Consider the following 24984-nt stretch of genomic DNA (forward strand, 5'->3'; position numbering starts at 1 on the left):
GTCACTGCCCCACACAGCGGTCTTCATGAACCCCATATGAAAAAGGGGTTAAATCCATGAAGTTGTCGCGTTACCTTTGCGCCACGGCGATCATCGGCGCTTTCACCGCCATTCCGACCGTCGTCAGCGCCCAGACCGAGACCGGTGCGCTCTCCGCCCGGCCCGAAGCCGCTGGTGAAGACGTCGGCGAAGTCGTCGTCACCGGTTCGCGCATCCGCCGTCCGAACGAGGATTCGGCGATCCCGATCACGACGATCACCCCGCAGGAGATCCTGCAGACCGGGCGCATCTCGATCGGTGACGCGCTCAACCAGCTGCCGCAGCTGCGGCCGTCGCTGGGCTCGCAGAATTCGACCTCGGGTCTCGGCACGCGCGGGCTCAACTTCCTCGAGCTGCGCAACCTCGATCGCGCGCGCACGCTGGTGCTGGTCAACGGCCGCCGCCACGTCACCGCCGACATCATCAACAACGGCAATGCCGTCGACATCAACACGATGCCGACCGACCTGATCGAGCGCGTCGACATCCTGACCGGCGGCGTGTCGTCGGTGTACGGGTCGGACGCGATCGCGGGCGTCGTCAACTTCGTGCTCAAGCGCGACTATGAAGGCGCGCAGATCCGCGCACAGGGCGGGATCAGCGACAAGGGCGACGCGGGCAACCAGATCGTCTCGCTGCTCGCGGGCAAGAATTTCGCCGAGGGCCGCGGCAATATCGCGATCAACGCCGAATATGCGCACCAGCAGGACTATTACGCCGCAGGCCGCCGCAACCTGCGCCAGAACGACGGCTTCGTCGTCGTCGACACCGACCCGGCCAGCGCGCCGTCGGACGGTGTGTTCGACCGCAAATTCTACCGCGACATCCGCAGCACCACGATCGGGCTCGGCGGCCAGCTCGGCTTCCGCTACGGCAACGGCGCGCCCGGCTGCGGCTCGGACGCGGTCGGCTCGGCGTTCACCTGCGCCTATCTGTTCCAGCCCGACGGCAGCCTCGCCGCGCAGACCGGCCAGCGTGTCGGGCTCGGCCCGAATGGCAGCTTCGTCGGCGGCAACGGCGCGACCGGGCGTGACGGCAAGCTGCTCGTCCTGTCGCCCGATACGACCCGCTACGTCGTCAACGTCCTCGGCCATTTCGAGGTCACGCCGGCGTTCGAGCCGTTCATCGAGGCCAAGTACGTCCGCACCGAGGCGTTCGGGTCGCAGAGCGGGCCGTTCTTCTCGCAGGGCAGCACGCTGGGTGACGGGATCGCGGGCAGCGGCTTCGCGGGCACCTACGACCGCTCGTACAACAACGGCTCGTATGACGAGGACGGGCAGCTTAACCCGACCTCGATCAACCGCGAGGGCGTCCGGCTCGACAATCCGTTCCTGTCGGCCGCCGCGCGCGGCACGATCTCGCAGCAGCTGGTCGCCGCGATCAACTCGGGCGTGAACCCGAACACCGGCGCGGCGTTCAAGAACGACAACAACACCGCCGAACAGGCCGCCGCCAACCAGGCTGCGGCGCTGGCGCAGGTCGCGGCGGGCACCTACCGCTTCTCGTCGCGACGCAACTGGGTCGATCTCGGCACGCGTGACGAGCGGCTGCAGCGCGACACGTTCCGCGCCGTCGTCGGCGTGCGCGGCACGTTCAACGACGACTGGAACTACGAAGTGTCGGCCAATTACGGCCAGCACAAGGAAAACAGCGTTATCACCGGCAACGTGAACACGCAGCGGTTCCTGCTCGCGCAGGATTCGACCGTGAACGCCGCCGGGCAGATCGTCTGCCGTTCGCAGGTCGATCCGGCCTATGCCGGCAGCGACATCGGCGGAAACCCGGCGCAGCTGGCCTCTGACATCGCGGCCTGCGTCCCGCTCAACCCGTTCGGTCAGGGGTCGGCCAGCGAGGCCGCGCGCAACTATCTGGTGTCGCCGACCACCGCGACCGGCAAGGCGACGCAGTTCGTCGTCAACGGCTTCGTCGCGGGTGACCTGAGCCAGCTGTTCGAGCTGCCCGGCGGCCCGGTCGGCTTCTCGGTCGGCGGCGAATATCGCCGCGAGACGCTGAGCTACGATCTCGATCCGCTGACGCAGGCCGGCTACAATTTCTACAATGCGATCCCCAGCTTCCGCGCCCCGGCGTTCGAGGTGAAGGAAGCCTATGGCGAGCTGTCGATCCCGCTGCTCAAGGACGTGTTCCTGTTCAAGGAACTGCGTCTCAGCGGCGCCGGCCGTGTCGCCGACTACAAGGGCGGCGCGGGCACCGTTTACGCCTGGGACGGTCGCCTCGAATGGCGTCCGGTGCAGGACCTGCTGCTGCGCGGCGGTTATTCGCGCGCGGTGCGGGCGCCGTACCTTGGCGAGACCGGCGCGCCGCTCGGGCAGAATTACACCCCTGCCCCGAACGATCCGTGCTCGGCGCGCAACATCGGCACCGGTTCGGCGACGCGGGCAGCCAATTGCGCCGCGGCCGGCGCACCGGCGGGTTATGACTTCGTCTACACGCAGTCGCTGGAAATCCGCAGCGGCGGTAACCCGGACCTGAAGGCCGAGACGTCGAACTCGCTGACGCTAGGCGGCGTGTTCCAGCCGACCTTCCTGCCGGGCCTGTCGGTGTCGGTCGATTATTACGACATCAAGGTGAAGGACGTCATCACCGGGCCGACCGTCCAGCAGGCGCTCGACGCCTGCTATGACTCGCCGACGCTCGACAACCAGTTCTGCGCGCTGTTCCAGCGGGCGGGCGCCAACGGCGGCCCGGCTGGCGAAGCACCGTTCCAGATCCTCGAGGCATCGTATCGCGACGTTCCGCAGAACTACGCACAGCTGCGCACGCGCGGCATCGATACCGAGATCGTCTACAACCGCGATTTCGGGTTCGTGCGCGCCAACCTGCGCGGCGTGTGGAACCACATGATCCAGCTCGACCGCTTCACCGATCCGGCGCGGCCGAACTTCCGCAACGTCGAAACCGACGAGCTGGGCCTGCCGTCGGATCGCTTCAACATCCTGTCGAACCTGACGTTCGGGCCGGTCCGCATCGGGCACACGCTGCGCTGGATCGACAGCATGTACCTGAACACCTGGGAAGACTATAACGCCGTCAACGGCCAGCCGGCGCAGAACACCGATTATGCGCCGATCAGGAAGTATCCGGCGGTCACCTACAACGACATCAACTTCAACATCGAGGTCAACGACAAGGTCGACTTCTATGGCGGTGTCAACAACGTCGGCGACGTCAACCCGCCCTATGGCCTGACCGGCATCGGTCTCGGCTCGGGGATCTACGACAACCGTGGTCGCTTCTTCTACGCAGGCATCACCGCCCGCTTCTGATCCGGCTGGTTGATGATAAAGGGAAAGGGGTCGGCGCTGTCCGGCCCCTTTTTCGTTCGAGGAGATCACCGCAATGCCCGACACGCGGACCGCCCGGGCCGAGCAACTGGCGGCGACGGGACAGGTCGACACGGCGGTGACGTTGCTGGCGGACGGCGCGGCGGCCGGCGATGCGGAGGCGGCGATGCTGCTGGCGGTCTGGCACCTGCGCGGCACGCCCGTTCCGCGCGACCTGCCGCGCGCGCGTGATCTGCTGCGCCGCGCGGTCGAAATCGGGCATGTCGATGCCGCGCTGATGGAGGTCGCGCTCACCGCGAACGGCAGCGGCGGTGCGCCCGACTGGCCGTCGGCGCTCACGCTGCTCCGGACCGCGGCGCGCGGCGATGCGGTCGCGGCGGCGCAGCTGGCGCTGGTCGCGGCGATGGCGGTCGATGCCGAGGGCCGGCCGGCGTCCGCACCGCGCGGGACGCCGCTCGCAACCACGCCGCGGATCGTGCATTTCCCCGGCTTCCTCACCGCGGCGGAATGCGCGCATGTCGCGGGGGTCGCGGGCGCGATGCTGGCGCCGGCGCAGATCATCGACCCGGCGACCGGACGGCTGGTCGCGCACCCGATCCGCACTTCCGACGCCGCCGCGATCGGTCCGGTCCACGAAGACCTCGTGGTGCGCGCGATCAACGCCCGGATCGCGGCGGCGAGCGGCACCGCGATCGACCAGGGCGAGGCGCTGACCGTGCTGCGCTATCGCCCCGGGCAGGAATATCGCCCGCATCTCGACACGATCCACGGCGCCGGCAACCAGCGCGTCGCGACGATGCTCGTCTATCTCAACGGCGGGTTCGCGGGCGGCGAGACGCACTTCCCTGCCCCCGCGATCACGGTCACGCCGCGCGGCGGCGATGCGCTGCTGTTCTTCAACACGCTCGCCGACGGTCGTCCCGATCCGGCCACCCGCCACGCCGGGCTGCCGGTGCGCAGCGGCGCAAAATGGCTGGCGACGCGCTGGATCCGCGCGCGTGCGCTCGATGCCTGGGCCCCGCCCGTCGCGCCGGCTTGATCGCCGACAAACCCGAACGGCGTGACAGCGGCGCTCTTCCGTGCCACAGGAAAGCGCATGATCGAGCTTTCCCGCGAACTGGTTGCCTATGCGATCATCGGCGTGCTGGTGATCGTCGCGGTGCCGACCGGCATCGTGATCGCGCGCAGGCGTCGCCGGGAAAAACTGCGCCGCCGCGGCATCAAGACCTACGGGCATTGAGCGCCCTGCCGGTTCGGCCCGCAACTTGGCGAAACGACGCCACTATCTGACCGCGCGGCTGCCCGACGGCTATGTCAAGACGATCGGGCCGACCGCCCAGCCGTTCACGCATTACTGGCGGATCGTCGCCACGCTCGCCAACGGCAGGACCGAGGTGTTCTGGGGCCACACCGCGTCGCTCGCCGAGGCGAATCGCAAGCGTGCCCCGCTCGCCGACGCCGCCCGGCAGCGTGGCTGGCGCGACCACCGGTTCGAGATCGTCGAAGTGGAGCGCAGCGCGACGGCGCCGGGGTCGGATCACGGCTGATCCCGGCGGCCGTCCGCCACGAAGAGCCGGATCGCGGCAAGCCTCGACGCTCCACCAACGTTGACGATATATGATCCAGGTCAACAATATATCACGGCCGGTGTTTGCAAGTCGCTAAGTAAAGCACGGTACTTGTCCCCCATTGGAGGGGGCGATGAAGCAGACGAAGACGGAGCGTTTGACGGCCAGCACGGCCGTGATCCTCGGGATCATTGCGGACAAGCAGGCGTTGCTGCGATCTCCCGCCGCCGCGACCAATGTCCCGACGCTCGCCGGCTTCCGATGGCGGCTGACGAAAGCGTTCTACAATTACCGCTGGTTCATCAAATCGGCGCTGGGCGCGAACATCGGCGGCGGACATCATGACCCGCGGATCATGGCGGTGCTCGTCGCGGTCGACGACGTGAACGCCGCTGCGCAAGTACGTGCTCCACTGGAGCAACGGCGACAATGCGGCGCGCTGGCCCGACTATCAGGCGGCGGCGAGCGCCACGCTCGACGAGATCGCCAGCGCGGTCCGCCGCCTCTCCGCCGATACCGCGACCATCCTCCACGAGGCGGCACGGGCGGAGGTGCAGGTCGGGAAGGCCGCCAGCTGAGCCACAGGCGACGCCTTCGCGATCGCACGGTCGCTCCTGCTATCGGAGCGGCCGCGCCGGCGGTGCCGCCGCGCAATGCCGTGCGATGAAGTCGACATGTGCCGGCATATGCCCGATCGCAGCCTGGGTGACGGTGGCGATCCGTTGCAGCCGCGCGCGGACCTCGTCGATCGGCATCCCCGCCGCCAGCGGATCATAGCCGTCCGCCACCAGCCCTTGCCCGTCCATCACCGCGAGCCAGCTCGTCTTCGTGAACAGCTCGTCCGCCTCGCGGTAGACGCGCCCGGTCCGCGCATGGATCGCCAGCCGTTCGGACAAGGAGTCCGGGATCGGCATCGTCGCCAACTCGCGCCAATAGGCGGTGTCGCGCCGTTCGGTCGCGTGGAAATGCAGGATCAGGAAGTCGCGAATGCTCTCGAACTCCGCCGCCATCAAACGGTTGTAGCGGCGCGTATCCGCCGGCTCGAAGGCGCGGGTCGGCAGCATCTCGAGCAGCCGCGCGATCCCGGCCTGGATCAGGTGGATGCTGGTCGATTCCAGCGGCTCCATGAACCCGCTTGCCAACCCGAGGGCAACGCAATTGCCGACCCAGAAACGGTCGAGCCGCCCGGTGCGGAAGCGCAGCTGGCGCGGCGCGGCGAGCATTTCGCCGTCGAGGTTCGCGAGCAGGGTCGCGGTCGCCTCGTCGTCGGAGAGATGCCGGCTGGCATAGACATGGCCGTTGCCGACACGATGCTGCAACGGGATGCGCCATTGCCAGCCGGCCGCGCGCGCGGTCGAGCGCGTGTAGGGCGCGGGCGGCGCCGTGTTGGCGGTCGGGACCGCGACGGCGCGATCGTTCGGGAGCCACTGGCTCCAATCCTCGAAGCTCGCGCCCAGCGTGTCGGCGATCAGCAGCCCGCGGAACCCGGAGCAGTCCACGAACAGATCCGCCTCAATCCGCGTGCCGTCCTTCAGCAGGATGGCGGCGATCCGGTCGGGACGGTCGTCGCGGATCACCTCGACGACCCGCCCCTCGCGCCGGACGACCCCCGCCGCCTCTGCATGGCGGCGCAGGAAGTGCGCATAGAGCGCGGCGTCGAAATGGAAGGCATAGCCGATATGCGCGAGCGGTGTGTTGCCCGGCTGTGGCGGCATGAACCGTCCGGCGTGCGCCGCTGCCGCGCAAATCGAATAGGCCTCCAGCGGCAGCGCCTCCCCCGCCTGCCGCAGCCGTTGCCACATCGCCTCGAACGGCACCGCGCCCTTGTCGATGCCATAGACGCCGAACGGATGGAAATAGCGATGCCCGGGCCGCAGCCAGTCGACGAATTCGATGCCAAGCTTGAACGTGCCCTGCGTCGCGCGGACGAACTCGGCTTCGTCGATGCCGAGCAGCGCGTTGAACGTCTGGATCGGCGGGATCGTCGCCTCGCCGACGCCGACCGTGCCGATCTCCTCGGACTCGACCAGCGTGATCGCCGGGCCGTGCGGGCCCAGCACCCGCGCGAGCGCGGCGGCCGCCATCCAGCCGGCGGTGCCGCCACCCACGATCGCGATATGCCGCAGCGGTGTGTTGTCGGTCATGGCGCACCCCGGCATTGCAGGAACAGATTGCCGGTCAGCCGGCCGTGGCGCGGGTCCGCCGCCTGCGCGGGGAGTGTCGTGATCCACCCCGAATGGAGCAGCGCGGCACGGTAGAGGATCAGGCGGTCGGGCAAGGCGGGGACGATCTCGATCGCCTCGAACCCGTCGTCCGCACCGGTGCAATAGCGGGACGGCGGGGCCGGATCGTCTGCCCGTGCCGCCTGATAGGTGGGCAGCCGTGCGGCATCGAGCGTCTCGAACCCGGTCGCGCGATGCCGGAAGAAGGCGGTGCCGTCGCGATTGCCCGGCGACAGGAAGTGGACGGTCGCGAATTGCAGCCGGTCGGCGGTGTCGACATGCGGCACGCGCTGCTCGGCGGTCAGCGCGTCCGGTGCGGTGGTGACCAGCGAAAAATTGCCCCGCGCGCGCGCCGGACGGACCGGGTGGCCGGTGAAATGCGTCGCGATCAGCGGCAGGATCCCGCGCACCATCGCGTCAATATAGGCGACCGGCGCAGTGCCCAGCAGGCCGGGATAGCCGCTCCCGACGCTCGCCGCCGGCGCGAAGGCGGCCTGACCGGCGGCGAAGGCACGCAGCGCGTCGACCTGCCCGGTCGCGCAGTCGATGACCAGCACCGGCTCGCGCTCGGCGCCGACGTGAAGGACGGTGAGCGTCGCACCCGGGGCGAACGCCAGATCATGCCCAATCGTCACCGACCCCTCCCCTGGAACAATGCTGGCCTCTCCCTATCAGCAGAGGCCAGCAGGGGTCATCAATAGGTCGCGCGCAACGACAGGCCGAAGCGACGATCGTTGAGCTGATATTGCAGCGGCTGACCGATCGTGCCGATGTAGGTGACGTTCATGCGATTGGTCAGGTTCACCGCATCCGCCGAGATCGCGACATGGGTGTTGAGGTTGACGCTGACTGAGGCGTCGAGCGACGCGTAGGGCTTGGCATATTGCGGCTGGTTGGTGCCCGCCCCGAACGTCTGGTCGAGATAGCTCGACCGCCAGTTATACGCGAGCCGCGCGGTCAGCGGCCCCTTCTCGTACAGCCCGATCAGGTTGTAATTATGCTTCGACAATTTTTCGAGCGGCAGCTGCGCCGACATGCCCGACCCGGCGACCGCGAACGGATCGGTGACGTTCGAGTCGACATAGGTGTAATTGGCCTGCACCCCGAACCCGCTGAACAGACCGGGCAGGAAGTCGAGGAACTGCTGATAGCCGATCTCGGCGCCCTTGACGGTGCCCTTGCCCGAATTGAGCACGGTGCTGACGTCATAGGCGCGGCCCTGGAACGTCTGGACCAGCGTACCGCTCGCCAGGAATCCGTCGACCTTCTTGTAGAACAGCCCGCCGGTCAGCGATCCGGCCGGCGCGAAATACCATTCGGCGGTCAGATCGAAGTTGTTGGACTCGATCGGGTTGAGGCGTGGATTGCCGGAGCTGGCGCTGGGGCGGCCGGTGATCGGATTGACCTGGTTCGCATTGTTGAGCGTAAGATTGGTCGACAATTGGTCGAAGTTCGGTCGCGCCAGCCCCTTTGAATAGGCGAAGCGCATCTGGAACTCCTCGGTCAGCCGCGCGCGCAGGTTCACGCTGGGCAATGCGCGGGTGTAGCTCTTGTCGATCGCCAGCGGCGAGGTGGTGCCGTTGGAATTGAACTGCGTCCCGAACGAGGTGAGGTCGGTCTTGACCAACCGCACGCCCGCGTTGCCGTCGAAGCGGATGCCGCCTGCCGCGAACGCATAATCCGTCGAGCCCCAGACGGTGTAGGTCTTTTCGGTCTGCGCGTTGAGGTCGCCGGGGGTGAAGGCGTCCTTGGTCTTGGCGCCGAACAGCGCATACAGCGCCTTGGTCTGCGCCCAGACGTCGCCGGTCACGCCCCCGCCGCCGGGCAGCGCCGGATAGAGCAGGCCGCCGGTCACGCTCTTGCCGTCGAAGAAGTGCGGCGATGGCGCCGGCATCGCCAGCTGCGGGTTGCGGGTCAGCGGGATCAGCGCCGTGCCGTCCGGGGCATCGACGCCCGGCCCGGCAGCGCTCAGCCCGACGCCGTTCCACGTGCCGCGCAGGTCGATCGAATTGTCCGAATAGCGCGCCCCGCCACGCAGCTTCTGGAGGAAGCCGCCCTCGAGATCATAATCGATGTCATAGGCGAGCGCGAGCGTATCGGCGTTGTTGCGTTGCAGCGCGTCGGCGATGAACGGCGTCGCGTAATTGGCGGGATTGGTCAGCAGCGCCTTGTCGCGCACGTCCCACCGCGGACGGCTGCCGCGCAGGTCGAAGTCGATGATCGACGGGTGCGGCGATCCGGTCGGCGTGTTCTGGCCCGTGGCGGTGAACAGCGTCAGCACGTGCCCGTTGCGATCGGCGTTGTAATAGCTCTTCAGATACTGGACGTCGAAATGGACCTTCGCGCGGTCGGTCGCCTGCCAGTCGGCGCCGAGCGTGAAATTCTGGCTCTGGCTCCACAATTGCTGGTCGAAGCGCCCGGTCTCGAAATTCTGCTGCTGCAGCGATCCCGACGTCGCATAGCCGTCCTTGTTGAACGTGAAGGCCGACCCGGGCAGCGGGTTGGACTCCGCGCCGCCGTTGACGGTGTAATAATAGGCGCCGCGGCGGTTGAACCAGTATTTGGCGAGCTGATACTGGCCGGTGACCAGCAGATTGTCCGCCGCTTGCCACTGGATCGCGGCGGCGATGCCCAGCCGGCGGCGATCGCCGAGATCGTCGTAGACCTGCATCCCCATCGGCGCCCTGGCATTGGCGGGCGCGCCGGCGATCGACCCGGCCGGGATCGGGTTCTGCGGGTTGGCGAGGATGCCATCCTGGCGATAGGCGCTGGTCGAATAGACCGCATTGGCGAGGATGCCGATCTCGCCGATCCCGGTGTCAAAGCGGTTGCTGTACAGCCCCGACGCCGAATAGCCGAACTTGTCGACCCGGTCGTAGTAATTGCCGCGGACGGTGCCGCTGATCGTCTGGCCGGGCTGGTCGAACGGCAGGCGCGTGCGCAGGTTCACCGCGGCCCCGACACCGCCCTCGATGATATTGGCGGGCGCGTTCTTGTAGACGTCGATCCCGGCAAGCAGCTCGGGCGGGATGCCTTCCAGATCGAAGGCGCGACCGCCCGACGCCGAATAGACCGCGCGGCCATCGAGGAAGTTCTGGACCTGGGTGAGCCCGCGAACGGTGATCGCCGGCGACGTGCGGTGATCGAAGTCGGTCGCGCCCTCGCCGTAGCGACGCTGGATCTGGACACCGGTGATGCGTTGCAGTGCTTCGGTGGTGTTGGCGTCGGGCAGCTTGCCGATGTCCTGCGCCTGCACCGAGTCGAGGATCTGGCTGGCGTTGCGCTTCAGCGCCTGTGCCGACCGCAGCGACTCACGGACGCCGGTGACGACGATATCCTGCTCGTTCTGATCCTGTTGCGCGACCTGCGCGGCGTTCAGCGCACCGGTGGGACGATCGGGATTGCTACCCTGTTCGACGCGGATGCTGCCGCTTTGCCCGGTCGGGGCGGCGTTCGTCTGTGCACCCGCCACGCCACTCGACCCGCCAGTGGCGATCGCCACCATCGATGCACCGATCAGCCAGCGCGCTTCCAGCTTCCGCATATATCCCCTCCTCAGCATGCTACCGCATTGTTGCGGCTAACCTAGGCTGCTTCGCACAATTCCAATTGCCAGACAAATATATTTTATAAGATTTTATCCTCGGCTAGGTTTTTATAGCAAGCGTTTGAATATCAAAGGAAATGCACGATTTTTCTGATTGTAACGGTAGAACCTTCGTCGCTGCGTTTGTCAGACCTTTCGTTTTAATTTCAAATACTTGATGTGCCCGCTTGAGGTTGGGTTCCCTTGTCCGGCGGGAGACAAGCACCCTGCTCGCCCGACCGTCGGCCACGACCGGCGGGGCATCTCGCGCCACGGCACTCCACCGCCGCTCGATCGTTGAGCCTCGACGGTCGCGCCGTTACGGCGCTGAAGCCGTGTTACTTACATCTCCACGAGGGTTTGCATGACCACCACCGCCCACGGCTATGCCGCGCCGTCCGCCGACGCGCCGCTCGCCCCCTTCACTTTCGAGCGCCGCGACTGCCAGCCCGACGATGTCGCGATCGACATTCTCTTCTGCGGCGTCTGCCACTCCGACCTTCACACCGCGCGCGGCGAATGGGGCGGCACGCTCTATCCGTGCGTCCCCGGGCACGAGATCGTCGGGCGCGTCAGCGCGGTCGGCGCCGACGTCACCAGGTTCGCGGTCGGCGACGTGGTCGGGGTCGGCTGCATGGTCGACAGCTGCGGGCAGTGCGCGTCGTGCCACGAGGGCGAGGAGCAATATTGCGAGACCACCGGCTTCGTCGGCACCTATAACGGCCCGGACCCGGTGCTGGGCGGGCATACGTTCGGCGGCTATTCGGACCGGATCGTCGTCAGGCAGGGCTTCGTGCTGCGGATCGGCCATGACGAGCAGGATCTCGCCGCGGTTGCGCCGCTGCTGTGCGCGGGCATCACCACCTATTCGCCGCTCCGGCACTGGAAGGTCGGACCGGGCCAGAAGGTCGGGATCGTCGGGCTCGGCGGGCTCGGGCATATGGGCGTCAAGATCGCCGCGGCGATGGGTGCGGAGGTGTACGTCTTCTCGACCTCGCCGAACAAGCGCGACGATGCCAAGCGGCTCGGCGCGACCGACCTGATCGTCTCGAAGGACGAGGAGGCAATGGCCGCGCACACCGGCACCTTCGACTTCATCCTCAACACCGTCGCGGCGAGCCACAGCCTCGACCCGTTGCTGATGCTGCTCAAGCGCGACGGCACGATGACATTGGTCGGCGTTCCCGAGGAGCCGCACCCCTCGCCCTCGGTCGGCGCGCTGGTCTTCAAGCGTCGCGCGATCGCCGGCTCGCTGATCGGCGGGATCGCCGAGACGCAGGAGATGCTCGACTTCTGCCACGACCACGGGCTGACCGCCGATATCGAGCTGCTGGCGATGAAGGACATCGAGCAGGGCTATGACCGGATGCAGCGGAGCGATGTGAAGTACCGCTTCGTCATCGACATGGCGACACTCGACAAATAAGTTGACGGGTCGACGGGTCGACGTGTCGCGATGTCGACACGTCGACCTGGGGCCAAGCGACATTCGCCGGGCACCCGCCCTCGTTCGTCTTCCCGGACCTGATCCGGGCTCCCGCTTTCACGGCAGTCGCCGGATTCAGGCTCATGCGAAAGCGGAAGGAAAAGGGGTATCCACGCGGAGGCGCGGAAGACGCAACGATGTTGTGCTCGCCTCTCCGCTGCCTGTCCGCTCACGATCCGGCGTGACAGGATGACGCGTGCCCCACGCGCTACACCTCCGCGTCCTCCGCGCCTCCGCGTGAATCAAACCTTCTTCCGACGCCCGGCGTGCCGAACCCGCATGGCGATCGGCCCCGGCACGAAAGCGCACTGGCGCGCCGCGTGCCGGGATGCGATGCTCGCCGACAACACAGGCGAGAGGATCGACATGGCAGCGGGGATGGCGGCGACGCAGCAACGGCTCACCCCGCAGACCGCGCGCGAATGGCTGTTGTGGGGCGCGGTGACGCTGCTCGGTGCGGGCGCGCTGGGCGTCGTCGCGCTCCACCGCGGCGAGCCGGTCAACGCGCTGTGGATCGTGACCGCCGCGCTCTGCACCTATCTCGTTGCGTACCGCTTCTACGCCCTGTTCATCGCCACCCGCGTCGCACGCGTCGATCCGGCGCGCGCGACGCCCGCGGTGCGCCGCGCCGACGGGCTCGACTTCGTCCCGACCGATCGCAACGTGCTGTTCGGGCATCATTTCGCCGCGATCGCCGGCGCGGGGCCGCTGGTCGGGCCGGTGCTCGCGGCGCAGATGGGCTATCTGCCCGGAACGCTCTGGCTGCTGGTCGGGGTGGTGTTCGCCGGCGCGGTGCAGGATTTCCTGATCCTGTTCTGCTCGACGCGCCGCGACGCCCGCTCGCTGGGCGACATGATCCGCACCGAGATGGGGCGCGTCCCCGGCACGATCGCGCTGGTCGGGGTGCTCGCGATCATGGTCATCCTGCTCGCGGTGCTGGCGCTGGTCGTCGTCAAGGCGCTCGCCGACAGTCCGTGGGGGACGTTCACCGTCGCCGCGACGATCCCGATCGCGCTGTTCATGGGGCTGTACGGTCGCTTCCTGCGCCCCGGCCGGATCGCGGAGATGTCGGGGATCGGCTTCGTGCTGCTGATGGCGGCGATCATGGGCGGGCAGCATGTCGCCGCCTCCCCTGCCCTCGCGCCGCTGTTCACGCTGACCGGGCCGACACTCGCGCTCGCGCTGATGGCCTATGGCTTCATCGCCTCGGTGGTGCCGGTGTGGCTGCTGCTCGCGCCGCGCGATTACCTGTCGACCTTCCTCAAGATCGGGGTGATCGCCGGGCTCGCGCTCGGCATCCTGATCGTCCGGCCCACGCTGCAGATGCCGGCGGTGACGCACTTCATCGACGGCACCGGCCCGGCATTCGCGGGGGCGCTGTTCCCGTTCCTGTTCATCACGATCGCGTGCGGCGCGGTGTCGGGCTTCCACGCGCTGATCGCCAGCGGCACCACGCCGAAGATGATCGCCACCGAAAGCGACCTGCGCTTCATCGGCTATGGCGCGATGCTGACCGAGAGCTTCGTCGCGGTGATGGCGCTGATCGCGGCGTGCGTGCTCGACCCGGCGGTCTATTTCGCGATGAACGCCCCCGCCGCGCTGATCGGCACCGATGTCGCCAGCGCCGCGCAGGCGATCGGCCAATGGGGCTTCCGGATCCAGCCCGAGGCGCTGGCGCAGATCGCGCGCGACGTCGGCGAGGGCACGATCCTCAGCCGCGCGGGCGGCGCGCCGACGCTGGCGGTGGGGATGGCGCATATCCTCAGCCGCGTGATCGGCGGGCCGGCGCTGATGGCCTTCTGGTACCATTTCGCGATCCTGTTCGAGGCGCTGTTCATCCTCACCACCGTCGATGCCGGCACGCGCGTGGCGCGCTTCATGATCCAGGATCTGCTCGGCAGCGTAATCCCGGCGATGCGCGCGACCGAGAAACTGGCGCCGAACCTGATCGCGACCGCGCTGGCGGTCGGCGCATGGGGCTGGTTCCTGTATCAGGGCGTCACCGATCCGCTCGGCGGGATCAACACGCTGTGGCCGCTGTTCGGCATCTCCAACCAGATGCTCGCCGCGATCGCGCTGGTGCTCGCGACGGTGATCCTGTTCCGCATGAAGCGGCAGCGTTATGCATGGGTGACGATCGCGCCGACGATCTGGCTGCTGATCTGCACGCTGACCGCCGGCTGGCAGAAGCTGTTCCACCCCGATCCGCGCATCGGCTTCCTGTCGCACGCCGACAAGTTCGCGCAGGCGCTGGCGGAGGGCCGGCTGCTCGCCCCCGCCAAGGCCCCCGCCGACATGGCGCGGATCGTCTTCAACGACCGCGTCGACGCCGCGGTGTGCGCGTTCTTCGTCGTGCTGGTGCTGGCGATCGTCGGCTACGGCGTCGCGGTCGCGCGGCGTGCGCTCGCCAGCGACCAGCCGACCGCGCAGGAGACGGAGGGTGAGCATGTCATACTGGTCTAGGGCGGTGCAGACCGCGCGGCTGATGGTCGGCGTCCCCGATTACGACGCCTATTGCGCACACCGCGCCGCGCACCACCCCGACGAGCCGGTGCTGAGCCGCGCCGCTTTCCACCGCGACCGGATCGAGCGCCGCTACGGCACGGGCAAGGGCGCACCACCGCGGTGTTGCTGACCCGGTCCGGTGCGGTGGCTTGCAGTATGGTCATGCCGTTCTAGGCTCGTCGGGGGGCGTTGGACGGGGGAGCGGGGATGCGGCGGAACATCGTATCGGGGTTGATCGGCGGGGCGGCATTGCTGGTGGCCGGCTGGCTGCTCGGGCGGCTCGGTGTGGAAACCCCGCCCCTGCCGGCTGATGGCGTGAAGGTGGTCGCGGCGCCGACGGGTGTCACACCGGCGCCGCCCGCGGGCGCACGGGCGACCACGGCCCCTGCCCTGCCGACGCCCGCGGCGACGCCGGACAGCGCGCCCGCGCACGTTCCGGAGGACGATGCGGTGCGGGGCGCGTTCCTCGACCCGGCGTTCGAGCCGAAAGCGCTGTATCGTCGCCTGCGCGCCGAGCCGGTCGATCCCGCGGCGGCCGCGCGGATGCAACGGGCGATCGACGGCGGGCTGGGCAAGATCCCCTATCTCGACCGCGAACAACTGCGGGTGCGGTGCGCGACGACGTTGTGCGAGATCCACGGGCCGTTCGCGCACGGCGCCACTTCCGACAACGTCAACGTCGCAATGCAGCAGCTTCAGGGCGACCAGCTGCGCACCCCGCTCGCGGCGGCGGGGCTGGAGATTATCACCGCCGCATTCGGGCCGGACGGATTTACGCTTTACACCAGACGAAACTGACGCTGCGTGCTGGATTGTCGACATGACGACATGTGGGAGAGGCGTGCGTGGCTCGGTTCTGGGTCGACGCGTCGATCTGTCGACACACATCGCGCGTCTGGCAGAAGAAGGGGTTCACGCGGCGGCGCGGAGGCGCAAAGGGGTGTCCGCCGGAGGCATCGCGCGTCTGGCCTCGCGATTGCGTGAGGGGAAGGGCCGGAAGCGGCGAGCGTAACATCTCCGCGCTCCCTGTGGCTCCGCGCGAATAATCCCGCTCAAGTTGGTCCCTCAGCGCTGACCGGTCGATCATCTTCCAGCAGGTCGCCCGCACGTTCCATGTGTCTCCTGCCCTTCCTCTAACCAGTGGTTCATGTCGACAATCCGACACCTCGACTTCCTGCCTTCTGCCAATCGTCACTGCGAGCGTAGCGAAGCAATCCAGGGCGTCGTGGTCCGGCGCTGGATTGCTTCGCTACGCTCGCAACGACGTGGTGCTGGAACGATGTGGAGGAGAGCCGGCCGATGGTTCCCGTCTACACCTCGACACCCCGACACCCCGGCACGCCGACGCCTCGACATGCCGGTACGACGGCAGCTCTCCCTCCCCCCTTCCCTGCCCTTCCCTGCCCTGCCCTGCCCCTACGCGCGCGTCGGTATGCGTCCGCAGCGCCGAACGACCGTCGGCATCCGGGCAGAAGAATGGTTCACGCCGAGGCGCGGAGGTGTGTTCGAACGTCGCCGGGCACACCCGTCCTAGCACCGGCATGAGGGGACCGGTGCGGGAGCCGCACGCGCAACACTTCCGCGTCCTCTGCGCCTCCGCGCGAACCATCTGCGTCAGGCTTCCACAGGCGCCGACCGATCGATCAGCGTCCGGCAGGTCGCTCTCCCTTCCTCGAAGGCTCCTGCCCGTCCGCTGTCCGGCGGATGTCGACACCCCTACACCTCGAACAGTCGACGTATCTGGACCCGAACGATATTGACCGGGCACCCACCCGCTTGCGTCATCCCGGACTTGATCCGGGATCCCGCTTTTGCCGCGGTTGCCCAAGAGGCGAGACTCCTGTTCACGTTCGGGACGGCAGTTTGGAAGGCTGTCGCTCAAAGTATCAGGCCGATCGTTCGCGATGACCCTGAATGTCGATCGGCGCCCTCCCTTGCCGCCCGCCGTCACTGCGTTCCCGACCTGCGCCGGGTTGCCATGACGCGTGGTGGCATCGACGCGGCGACCTGTCGACGATGGTGCGTGTCGACATCTCGACAAAGATAGTAACCGTTGCTTTCTGCGACGTCGGGGATGGATGATGTCGACGGCTCGACATGCCGACATACGCGTCATCTCCCCGGGTCGCGAAGCAAGCGAGGGCGCTTGCCGCGGTCGTAGAGTGCCTCGCTGCACGTAGCCATCATCGTCCCTGTCGGCATGTCGGCATGTAGACAGGGCTGAAGACCACCATAGCCAGCGCAACGAACGTATATCGCCGCGCTTCGGCGACCCTCCCGCCGCACGGCGCCCTCACGATGGCGGCTTCGGCCCGAAGGATCGCCCCTCTACCTGTCGACATGCCGACATGCCGGCACGCCCCCTTCCCTCCGTGGCCCACGCCGATCTACAAAACGAGCATGGTCCCGTTCCTGCTCAAGGCCGTCGTGTCCGGGTTGCTCATCGCCGCCGCCTCGACGCTGGCGAAGCGCTATCCCGGCATCGGTGCGCTGGTTGCGTCGCTGCCGCTGGTGTCGGTGCTCGGGATGATGTGGCTGTGGCATGAAAAGCCCGACGCAGCGAACATGGCCGCGCATGCCGGCGCGACCTTCTGGTACGTGCTGCCGTCGCTGCCGATGTTCCTGCTGATCCCGGCGCTGCTCCGCCACGGCAGCGGCTTCTGGCCGGCGCTGGCGGCGGGGTGTGCGCTGACGATCGCGCTCTACGCCGCGATGACCTGGCTGGGGCCGCGCTTCGGCCTGCCGTTCTGATCGACGTGTCGACATGGCGTTGTGTCGACATGTGGGGATGTCGTGCGTGGTTTCGGGGCTCGCGCCGACGGAGACGCGCTGTCGACGCGTCTGCGTGTAGACAGCCATAGACGGCAGCGTATTTTCACCTCAACCCGGCAGCCGACAAAAAGGCCCGCTGGACACGTCGATCCGCCGACATTCCGACGTGTCGACATGCAAGATGCGCACCTGCTCTTTGCGCTACCTTCGCCAACATCGGTTCGCGTCCACGTCGGGCGCGTCCGCGTTTGACACGTCCGCCCGCCGGCCGGTAAATCCGCGTTATGCGCACGCCATGGCCCGCGACGTCCGGCACGGCCGGGCAGGGGTTTTCCGCCCGAAAGCACGAACGCTCGCGCCGGGGGCCGCGCGCGTGACGAAGGTCATCCCGCCGCAGGGCGATCTGTTCCGGCTCGACAGCCCGTTGCTCGGCGACATCCAGGGCGAGCGCACCGTCGCCGAGTTTCCGTTTTTCGCGCTCACCAAGCGCGCGCAGATGGAGCCGATGACCTTCGAGAGCGCGGCGGCGCGGATCGAGATCAACCCCAGCAAGACCGGGGTCGCGACGATCTACGACAAGGAAATCCTGCTCTATATCGCCAGCATCATGGTCGGGCGGCTCGAGGCCGGGGAGACGGTCGACCGCACGCTCAGCTTCACCGCCAACGACCTGTTCCGGATGACCGGCACCAACGCCTCGGCGCGCTCGTACAGTGCGCTCAAGGCGTCGCTGTCGCGGCTGCAGGGCACGCAGATCATCACCAATATCGAGACGGGCGGGGAGGGATCGGACAGCGCTTTCTCGTGGCTGCTCAAGGCCGACATCAAATATATCAAGCTTCCCAACGGCGAACGCCGCGTGAAGCATATCGAGGTGATGCTGTGCGACTGGCTGCACCGCGCGATCCTCACCGATCGCCGCATTGCGGCCTATCACGACGATTTCTTCAAGCTCGGCCCGATCGAGCGGCGCTTGTACGAGCTGGCGAAGTTCAATTGCGTCGACGGTGCGCGTTTCGAGATCGACGCGGTCGAGCTGGCGGGCAGGGTGGGGTGCTCGCTCGAGCCGCGCTCGCTGGAGAATTTCCGCCGCACGCTGCGCGAGGTGGTCCGCAACCAGTCGATCCCCGAATATCTGCTTGCGCTGACCGACCACAAGGAACCGGGCCCGAACGGCGGGCGCCCGCGGCTGACGACGATGGTCACGATCACGCATGACGAGAAGCTGCAATTCGTCGGCCCGCCGGCGCCGGCGCGCGGCGCGCTGGGCGCCCCCGACGCCGACTGACCCGGCCGGTCAGGGCAGGGGAGGGGTTTCCCGCCCGAAAGCACGAACCGTCCGGCGGTTTCCCGCGCCAAAGCACGAGTGCGCGCCCGACAGCGTTTTCCCCGCCTCTGCCACCCGATTTCGCGGCTTCGGCACCCCGATCGCGCCGCGCGCCAGGTGATTCGCGACCTTCGCCGGCATGATCCAGGCGTTGCGGGGGCGTTTTCCGCCCGAAAGCACGAACGATCGCCGGTCCGGGGGGCGCGATCCGGTCCGCGGCGCCAGTGGTTTCCCGCCCGAAAGCACGAGCATTCGTCGGGTTTCCCGCCCGAAAGCACGAATATTCGCGCTTTCCTACATCAGGACCGCCCGCCACAAAGACGAGGAGGAGGCGGATGCGCGGTCGCACCGCCGATGGGGAAAATGGCTGTGAGCACATAAACGAATGCCCGGCACGAAGGCCGGGCACCCGAGATTGCTATATGGCAGCGTCGCCAAACGCTGACAGGTCCTAACGAACGACCTTCCATCTAGCGGTTTACGAACTCCGGTTCAAGGGAGCGCGCTTCGCGCCACGGTTTGTTTTTGCCTGCTGACGGCCCCTTTTGTGGGGGACGAACGATGACCTGTACCCAGACGGCCTTTACCGGGGCCACGGGAGCGCGGCCGATCACCGCGTGGTCGCGCCGGCTGGTGCGCGATCTGGAAGCGCGCGCGCCCGCCGCCGGCGCGGTCGAGCGCAACCGGCTCTATCCGGTGCTCGACGGCGCCAAGGTCGCACTGGGGCTGGGGACGCCGGCGCTCGAGACGCTCAAGCATCTGATCGGCTTCACCCGCCCCGACGACTGGCAGGACGGGCGCACCCCGCTCGCCTGGCCGAGCAATTACACGCTCGCCGAGCGCGCCGGGGTTACCGAAAGCGCGATCAAGGCGCGGCTGCGCCAGTTGCGCGCGCTCGGGCTGGTCGCCGCGCACGACAGCGCACACGGCCGCCGCACCGGGCGCCGCGACGCCGCGGGGACGATCACATCGGCCTATGGCCTCGACCTGTCGCCGCTCCGGATCCGCTTCGCCGAGCTCGCCGCGCTTGCCGAGGCGCAGACCGCGCAGTCACGGCTGTTCAAGGAAGGCCGGCTGGCAATCGCGCGGGTGCGGCGGCTGGTCGGGCAGGTGCTCGCGCAGGCCGCCGATCTGCGCCTGACCGGCGCGCACTGGCTGGCGTTGCAGGACGCGATCGACGCGATCGCCGAACAGGCCGCGGCGGCTCGCCACGCGCGCGACAGCGCGGCCTATCAGGTTGCGCTCGATCGCTTGCCAGCGGTTGAGCAACAGGTCGGGGAGACGATCGACGCGCATATGTTTTCTACAGGAAATGACGGGTCGGGGTCAAAATCGGCACCCGTTATACAAATACAAACCAACCCCCCCTTTGCAACTTCTGTAGAAGGCGATCAGGACGGTAGTTCTATGCTGACTCCGCTCGATCGGACCGCCCCGTCGCTTCCGGCGTCGCCGTCGGGAAGCGTCTTCAAGGCGCGGCCCGCCGATCTGCTCGTGATGTTCCCGAGCGCGGCGATGTACGTCGCGACAGCGCGGCCTGGTTGGCCGGATCTCCACGCCGCCGCGGCGCGGCTTCGCCACGATCTCGGCGTCCGCACCGGCACCTGGGTCGATGCGGTCGAACAGCTCGGGCGTGACGGTGCGGCGATCGCGATGTTCATCACCGCCGAACGGCAGGCACGCGGCGACATCCGCGTCACCACCGGCGCCTATTTCGCGGGCATGCTGGCCAAGGCGCGCGTCGACCAGCTCGATCTGGGCAAGAGCCTGTGGGGGTTTCGCGGCTTAGGCGAGGCGATGCAGTGACGGACCATGCCGCTCCCGCGCCGCGAACAGCACCGCAAAGCCGAGCGCGATCATCATGATGAAGCGCGGGTAATGGAGCATGCCTTCCAGCAGGCTCATGAACAGCAGCGAATATAGCATCCCGGTCAGCGGCTGCAGCCGCGGGTCGTCCATACCCGTGCGGTGCGTCGCGACGATCGCGCGCGCCAGCAGCCACAACCCGCCCGCGGCGCCGACAATGCCCCACGAGATCAGGCATTGCAGCACGACGTTGTGCGGCTGGGTGTGCGTCCAGCCGACATAGACCTCCCAGAAGGTCGAGCCCGATCCCCAGCCGAACAGCGGCGCGTCGAGCCAGCGCGCGAAGGTGGCGTGCCACAAGGCGAGCCGCCCGCCAGTCGCCGCATCGGCACTTTGGGCATCACTGGTGACATAGAGATGGAAGGCGGGATCGGCGGGCAGTAACGTTAGCGCGAGCCCCAGCGCCAGCGCGCTCAGCGCGGCGACCTGCACCAGTCGCGTGCGGGTCGGCAAGCGGCGCAGGCTCACGAGGGCAACCACGGCGACCACCGCCATCGCCAGCAGCGCCGCGCGCGTGCCCGACCAGCAGGTCAGCCCGACGGCGAATAGATAGGCGAGCGCGGTCGCGTGCTGATCCTTCTCCTCTTCGCCGTAAAGCAGCGCGAGCATCAGCCCGGCTGCGATCGCGCCGGTCCACGACCCGAAATGCCGGACGTTGATGAAGCCGGGCAGCGCCGAGCCCCATTCGATCACCCCGCCCGGCACATCGGCCACGGGCGGTGGAAGCTGGAACCGCCACACCGTCAGCACCGTCAACGCGCCCAGTCCGAGCGTCAGCCAGCGGAACAGCGCGCCGATGTCGGCCACCGGTGCGGCGCGCGCGAGAAAGTGGATCGCCGCGCAGAAGCGCAAATGGACGAGCGTGATCAGCGACAGCAGCACGGAGTCGAACGGGTGCTGCGAGCGGAACACGCTGCTGACCGTCAGGCCGACCGCGAGCAACCCGAATGCCAGCTTCGCGTCGCCCGGCAGCCCCCGCCACACGGGCGCGTCGCGATAGCCGCGGCGCACCGCGATCTGGATCGCGACCAGCTCGGCGACGACGAACGGCATCTCGAGCAGCCGCGTCCATTCCGCCCAGCCCGGATCGACGCAATGGATGTAGGTCGGATAGAGCAGGGCGGCGAGCACCGGCATCACGACGCCCAGTCCGATCCCGAGCCAGTCATAGAGCGTCCAGCGGGTCATCGTCGCATTGATCGTCGCCGCCTGGGTCATGCGCCTGCCATATCGTCGCCGCCCGACCGCGAGCCGCCTCACGCTCGCTGTAGCGTCCCGGACTTGGCGAATGGTTAATCGGTCGTCAGCCGTGCCGCGAAATCGTCATTGTCGACGCGCATTCATGTTGCCATGTCGACACCGCGACATGTAGGGATAGTGCCATGCCGACGATTGCGATCATCAGCCAGAAGGGCGGGGCGGGGAAGACGACGCTCGCGCTGCACCTCGCCGCCGCGGCGCAGGATGCGGGCGCGGTGTCGCTCATCATCGATACCGACCCACAGGCCACCGCCAGCCAATGGGCCGCATGGCGGCAGGATGCACCGCCCGAGGTGATCGATAGTCCGCCGCCGCGGCTCGCCGCCAAGGTCGCGCAGGCCGGCGAGCAGGGCGCGCAGGTGATCGTCATCGACACGCCGCCGCATGCGGACAGCGCGGCACGCGCCGCGGTCGAGGTCGCCGATCTGGTGCTGATCCCGTGCCGCCCCAGCGCCTTCGACCTTGCTGCGATCCAGACCAGCGCCAAGCTGGTGCAATTGCTCCGCAAGCCCGCGTTCGTCGTGTTCAGCGCCGGCAGCCCGAACGCGCCGCGCGTCTATGCCGAGGCGGGCGAGCTGGTCGAAAGCTATGGCACCCCGGCGTGCCCGGTGCTGCTCCCCGATCGCGCCGCCTTCCGCCACGCCAGCGCGGAGGGGCGCACCGTCATGGAAGCCGAGCCGAACGGCCGTGCCGCGCAGGACGTGCGCGATCTGTACAAATGGGTGTGTCGACAGCTCGACATGCCCGCCCCCCGTTTCCGGAAGAAGGTCGCCGCATGAGCCGCAAGCCCAGTTTCGCCAATCTGCGCGGCACCGCGACGCCCGCGCCGGCCGCCGCCCCGACACCGCGGGTCAGGGCCGTGGCCACGCCCGCCCCGGCACCCGTTGTCGCACCGCCGCCCGAGCCCAGTGTTTCGACGCGCCCGGTCAGCCGCGAGGGCCGCAAGCAGATCGCGGGCTTCTTCTCGCCCGACATGTCGCTGGCGATGCACATGCTCGCGCGCCGGCAAGGGCGCAGCCTGCAGGCGCTGATGGCCGAGGCGTTCAACGACGTGCTGCGCAAGCACGGCGAAAGCCCGATCGGCGACTGAACGCGCAGCGGGCAGGGGCGTTGATCGCGCGAGCAACCGGAGCATGACGATGACCGACCCCGATGATCTTCCCGCCGACGACGACGCGCCCGCCGATCTGCCCGACGAGGAAGCCGAGGAGCTCGGCGACTTCGCCTGAGGGCGTAGCTTCTCGATGTCCGTCCGGCCCGCTGCGTCGCGACCGGGGTATGAAGCGGGGCCCCGGATCACGTCCGGGATGACGACGGGCAAACCAAGTTTTTCATCACGCGGGCCACCGAAGAACTTCGTTGATCGGTGGGCGGCGCGCGACCTAGCATTCGGCGTCACACACCCTAGCGACAGGATGACCATGCCGCTTTCGCCGCAAGCGACGATCGAGGAATTGTTTCGCCGGATGGGATCGGGCGATCCGCCCGAGCGCATTGCCGAGCTGGTGAGCGATGACGTCGACTGGTACGTCGCCGGTGCAGTCGATCGCGTTCCGTGGATCGGCCGCAAGACCGGTCGCGCCGGTGCCGCCGACTTCTACCGCCAGATCGGAACGCTCATCGTCTCCGAGCGGTTCGCGGTGTCGGACCTTCTGACGAACGGGAACCGCGTCGTCGTATTGGGCGAACTCGCCTCGCGCGTCCGCGAAACCGGCAAGCTGATCGAAACCGAATTCGCGTTCGACTTCATCGTCGAGGACGGCGCGATCGTCCGGTTCCGCATGTTCGAGGACAGCCACGCGGTCGCGCAGGCGGTCGTCTGACGCCACGCGACCGCCGGTACGTTCGCAGGCCTGACAGGCAAAGGGAGGGCGCCCCCGGGCAATCGCTCAGTTCACCCCGGTCGGTGGCGCGGTCGGAACTCCAAGCGCGATCCGCCCGCGCTGCGCCTCGCTCATCGCCTCGGTCTCGGTCAGGTCGATGATGTGCACCGACAATTGCCCCATCCGCTGCGCAATGCGCGTGCCGGTCGGCGTGTCGCGGGTGCCGCGCACCGTGAAGCGGTCGATCCGGTACAGACCGGGCTGCCCATCGCCGAGTCGCGGCGGGACGTAGCGGCGCGCGCGGACGTGCTTGAGGATCACCGGCGACCATTGCCCGAGGCCGTTGGTGCGCAGCAGCTCCGCATCAACGACCGTGCCGTCGGGGCGGATCCAGTAACCGACGTCGGCGAACCGGATCCCGCGGTCGCGCTGCGTCCCGTTGTCGACGAGCTGCGGAGGCGGATTGATGTCTTCTACCGGCGGCGCGTAGAGCAACGTCGGCCGGCCTTCACCCGTCTGGCGGATCCGGGCGGCAAGCGCGTCGACCGCGCCGTCGTCGCCCTTGCGGATCGCGATCCGCGTCCGCACGATGTCGCGCAATTGCGCCATCGTCGCGTCGCCGGGGCCCGCCAGCGTCACGGCCTCGTCGGCGAACCGCTCGGCGTCGTGCGTGCGGGTGAGCGCCAGCGCCAGCCACGCGCGCCGGAACGCTGCGGCCGCGGCGATGTCGTTGCGGCCGCCCGCGGCGGCGCGGCGCTGGACCTTGGCATAGGTGTCGTCGCCGAGCCGCCACGTCCCCTGACTGACCATGTCATCGGCGAATTGCAGTTCCTCGCGCATCGTCGCGACGTTGTTCGCGCCGAGTTGTTCGCGCAATGTCAGCAGGTTGTTGCGTGACGCCGTCCTCCACAGCTGCGCGTCGCCCTCATGTTCGGCGACGGTCGCCAGCGTCGCGTACAGGCTCGACACCGGTCCCGGCAGCGTGCTGGCATAGCGCTTGTTGCGATCGATCGCGCGTTGCAGCGTGCGGCGCGCGTCGGGGTAGCGGCCGTCGGCGAATTGCTCGACCGATGCCTGCAACGATGCCTCAACCTCCTGCGCGGGCGGGCAATTCCGCGCGAGGCAGGCCGCCAGCTCCTTTTCCGCGCGGTGGCCGACGACGATCACGTCGCCGGGGGAGGAAGCGGCGACTTGCGCCAGCAGAAGCAGCAGCGGACCGGTCATGACG

Annotated in this window: 20 protein-coding genes; 15 read left to right on the plus strand and 5 right to left on the minus strand. The window is 68.0% G+C overall.

All coding sequences use genetic code 11. The features are described from left to right. Positions 1 to 56: 56 nt before the first annotated feature. From BACI71_RS10305 to BACI71_RS10325, 5 genes are all read left to right on the plus strand, one after another. On the plus strand, positions 57 to 3323 hold the full coding sequence (locus BACI71_RS10305) for a TonB-dependent receptor domain-containing protein (RefSeq protein WP_159758329.1): 3267 nt from the start codon (positions 57 to 59) through the stop codon (positions 3321 to 3323). A 73-nt stretch (positions 3324 to 3396) separates the two neighbouring features. Further along, entirely contained in the window at positions 3397 to 4380 is a 984-nt protein-coding gene (locus BACI71_RS10310) for a 2OG-Fe(II) oxygenase (RefSeq protein ID WP_159758331.1), read from the plus strand. A gap of 57 nt (positions 4381 to 4437) precedes the next feature. Beyond that, positions 4438 to 4581: a hypothetical protein gene (locus tag BACI71_RS10315; RefSeq protein ID WP_201297351.1), complete on the plus strand. Its 144-nt coding sequence runs from the start codon at positions 4438 to 4440 to the stop codon at positions 4579 to 4581. 25 nt (positions 4582 to 4606) lie between these two features. Beyond that, entirely contained in the window at positions 4607 to 4888 is a 282-nt protein-coding gene (locus BACI71_RS10320) for a hypothetical protein (protein ID WP_159758333.1), read from the plus strand. A gap of 425 nt (positions 4889 to 5313) precedes the next feature. Further along, a complete protein-coding gene (locus BACI71_RS10325; RefSeq protein WP_159758335.1) occupies positions 5314 to 5487 on the plus strand; it encodes a hypothetical protein in 174 nt (57 codons plus the stop codon). Between the two features lie 39 nt (positions 5488 to 5526). Here the strand turns inward: BACI71_RS10325 and BACI71_RS10330 are convergent, their stop codons facing one another. The 3 genes from BACI71_RS10330 to BACI71_RS10340 are packed head-to-tail and all read right to left on the minus strand — an operon-like array spanning position 5527 to position 10675. After that, entirely contained in the window at positions 5527 to 7053 is a 1527-nt protein-coding gene (locus BACI71_RS10330; RefSeq protein WP_159758337.1) for a tryptophan halogenase family protein, read from the minus strand. Continuing rightward, a complete protein-coding gene (locus BACI71_RS10335) occupies positions 7050 to 7766 on the minus strand; it encodes a DUF6445 family protein (protein ID WP_159758339.1) in 717 nt (238 codons plus the stop codon). Before BACI71_RS10335 ends, BACI71_RS10330 begins: the two co-directional genes overlap by 4 nt. A 59-nt stretch (positions 7767 to 7825) precedes the next feature. Beyond that, on the minus strand, positions 7826 to 10675 hold the full coding sequence (locus tag BACI71_RS10340) for a TonB-dependent receptor (protein WP_159758341.1): 2850 nt from the start codon (positions 10673 to 10675) through the stop codon (positions 7826 to 7828). A gap of 406 nt (positions 10676 to 11081) precedes the next feature. Between BACI71_RS10340 and BACI71_RS10345 the strand changes: the two genes are divergently transcribed. The 7 genes from BACI71_RS10345 to repC all read left to right on the plus strand — a co-directional run bounded on the left by BACI71_RS10345 (position 11082) and on the right by repC (position 20613). Continuing rightward, a complete protein-coding gene (locus BACI71_RS10345; protein WP_159758343.1) occupies positions 11082 to 12143 on the plus strand; it encodes an NAD(P)-dependent alcohol dehydrogenase in 1062 nt (353 codons plus the stop codon). 438 nt (positions 12144 to 12581) lie between these two features. Further along, positions 12582 to 14666: a carbon starvation CstA family protein gene (locus BACI71_RS10350; RefSeq protein ID WP_159761092.1), complete on the plus strand. Its 2085-nt coding sequence runs from the start codon at positions 12582 to 12584 to the stop codon at positions 14664 to 14666. Next, the gene (locus BACI71_RS10355) at positions 14650 to 14838 is read left to right on the plus strand and encodes a YbdD/YjiX family protein (RefSeq protein WP_159758345.1); all 189 of its coding nucleotides are present in this window, start codon (positions 14650 to 14652) and stop codon (positions 14836 to 14838) included. Before BACI71_RS10350 ends, BACI71_RS10355 begins: the two co-directional genes overlap by 17 nt. 77 nt (positions 14839 to 14915) lie before the next feature. Beyond that, positions 14916 to 15506: a hypothetical protein gene (locus BACI71_RS10360; RefSeq protein WP_159758347.1), complete on the plus strand. Its 591-nt coding sequence runs from the start codon at positions 14916 to 14918 to the stop codon at positions 15504 to 15506. 1602 nt (positions 15507 to 17108) lie between these two features. Beyond that, on the plus strand, positions 17109 to 17459 hold the full coding sequence (locus tag BACI71_RS10365; RefSeq protein WP_159758349.1) for a DUF3147 family protein: 351 nt from the start codon (positions 17109 to 17111) through the stop codon (positions 17457 to 17459). A 394-nt stretch (positions 17460 to 17853) separates the two neighbouring features. Continuing rightward, on the plus strand, positions 17854 to 18768 hold the full coding sequence (locus tag BACI71_RS10370; protein ID WP_236552940.1) for a replication initiator protein A: 915 nt from the start codon (positions 17854 to 17856) through the stop codon (positions 18766 to 18768). 600 nt (positions 18769 to 19368) lie between these two features. Next, a complete protein-coding gene (gene repC, locus BACI71_RS10375) occupies positions 19369 to 20613 on the plus strand; it encodes a plasmid replication protein RepC (RefSeq protein WP_159758353.1) in 1245 nt (414 codons plus the stop codon). Here the strand turns inward: repC and BACI71_RS10380 are convergent. Then, positions 20593 to 21891 (minus strand): O-antigen ligase family protein, encoded by a 1299-nt coding sequence (locus BACI71_RS10380; protein ID WP_159758355.1) that lies wholly within the window; start codon positions 21889 to 21891, stop codon positions 20593 to 20595. The two genes, repC and BACI71_RS10380, sit on opposite strands and share 21 nt — an antisense overlap. A 164-nt stretch (positions 21892 to 22055) precedes the next feature. Here BACI71_RS10380 and parA point away from each other — a divergent pair, with 164 nt between their 5' ends. The 3 genes from parA to BACI71_RS10395 all read left to right on the plus strand — a co-directional run bounded on the left by parA (position 22056) and on the right by BACI71_RS10395 (position 23756). After that, a complete protein-coding gene (parA, locus tag BACI71_RS10385; RefSeq protein WP_159758357.1) occupies positions 22056 to 22712 on the plus strand; it encodes a ParA family partition ATPase in 657 nt (218 codons plus the stop codon). Next, positions 22709 to 23023 (plus strand): ribbon-helix-helix domain-containing protein, encoded by a 315-nt coding sequence (locus tag BACI71_RS10390; RefSeq protein WP_159758359.1) that lies wholly within the window; start codon positions 22709 to 22711, stop codon positions 23021 to 23023. Before parA ends, BACI71_RS10390 begins: the two co-directional genes overlap by 4 nt. Positions 23024 to 23348: 325 nt before the next feature. Continuing rightward, positions 23349 to 23756 (plus strand): nuclear transport factor 2 family protein, encoded by a 408-nt coding sequence (locus tag BACI71_RS10395; protein ID WP_236552941.1) that lies wholly within the window; start codon positions 23349 to 23351, stop codon positions 23754 to 23756. Between the two features lie 66 nt (positions 23757 to 23822). Here BACI71_RS10395 and BACI71_RS10400 read toward each other — a convergent pair whose 3' ends face one another. Continuing rightward, positions 23823 to 24980, minus strand: coding sequence for a hypothetical protein (locus BACI71_RS10400; RefSeq protein WP_159758362.1), 1158 nt, complete (start codon positions 24978 to 24980; stop codon positions 23823 to 23825). Positions 24981 to 24984: the final 4 nt, after the last annotated feature.

Source organism: Sphingomonas sp. 8AM (genome assembly GCF_902506455.1).
Lineage (GTDB): Bacteria > Pseudomonadota > Alphaproteobacteria > Sphingomonadales > Sphingomonadaceae > Sphingomonas.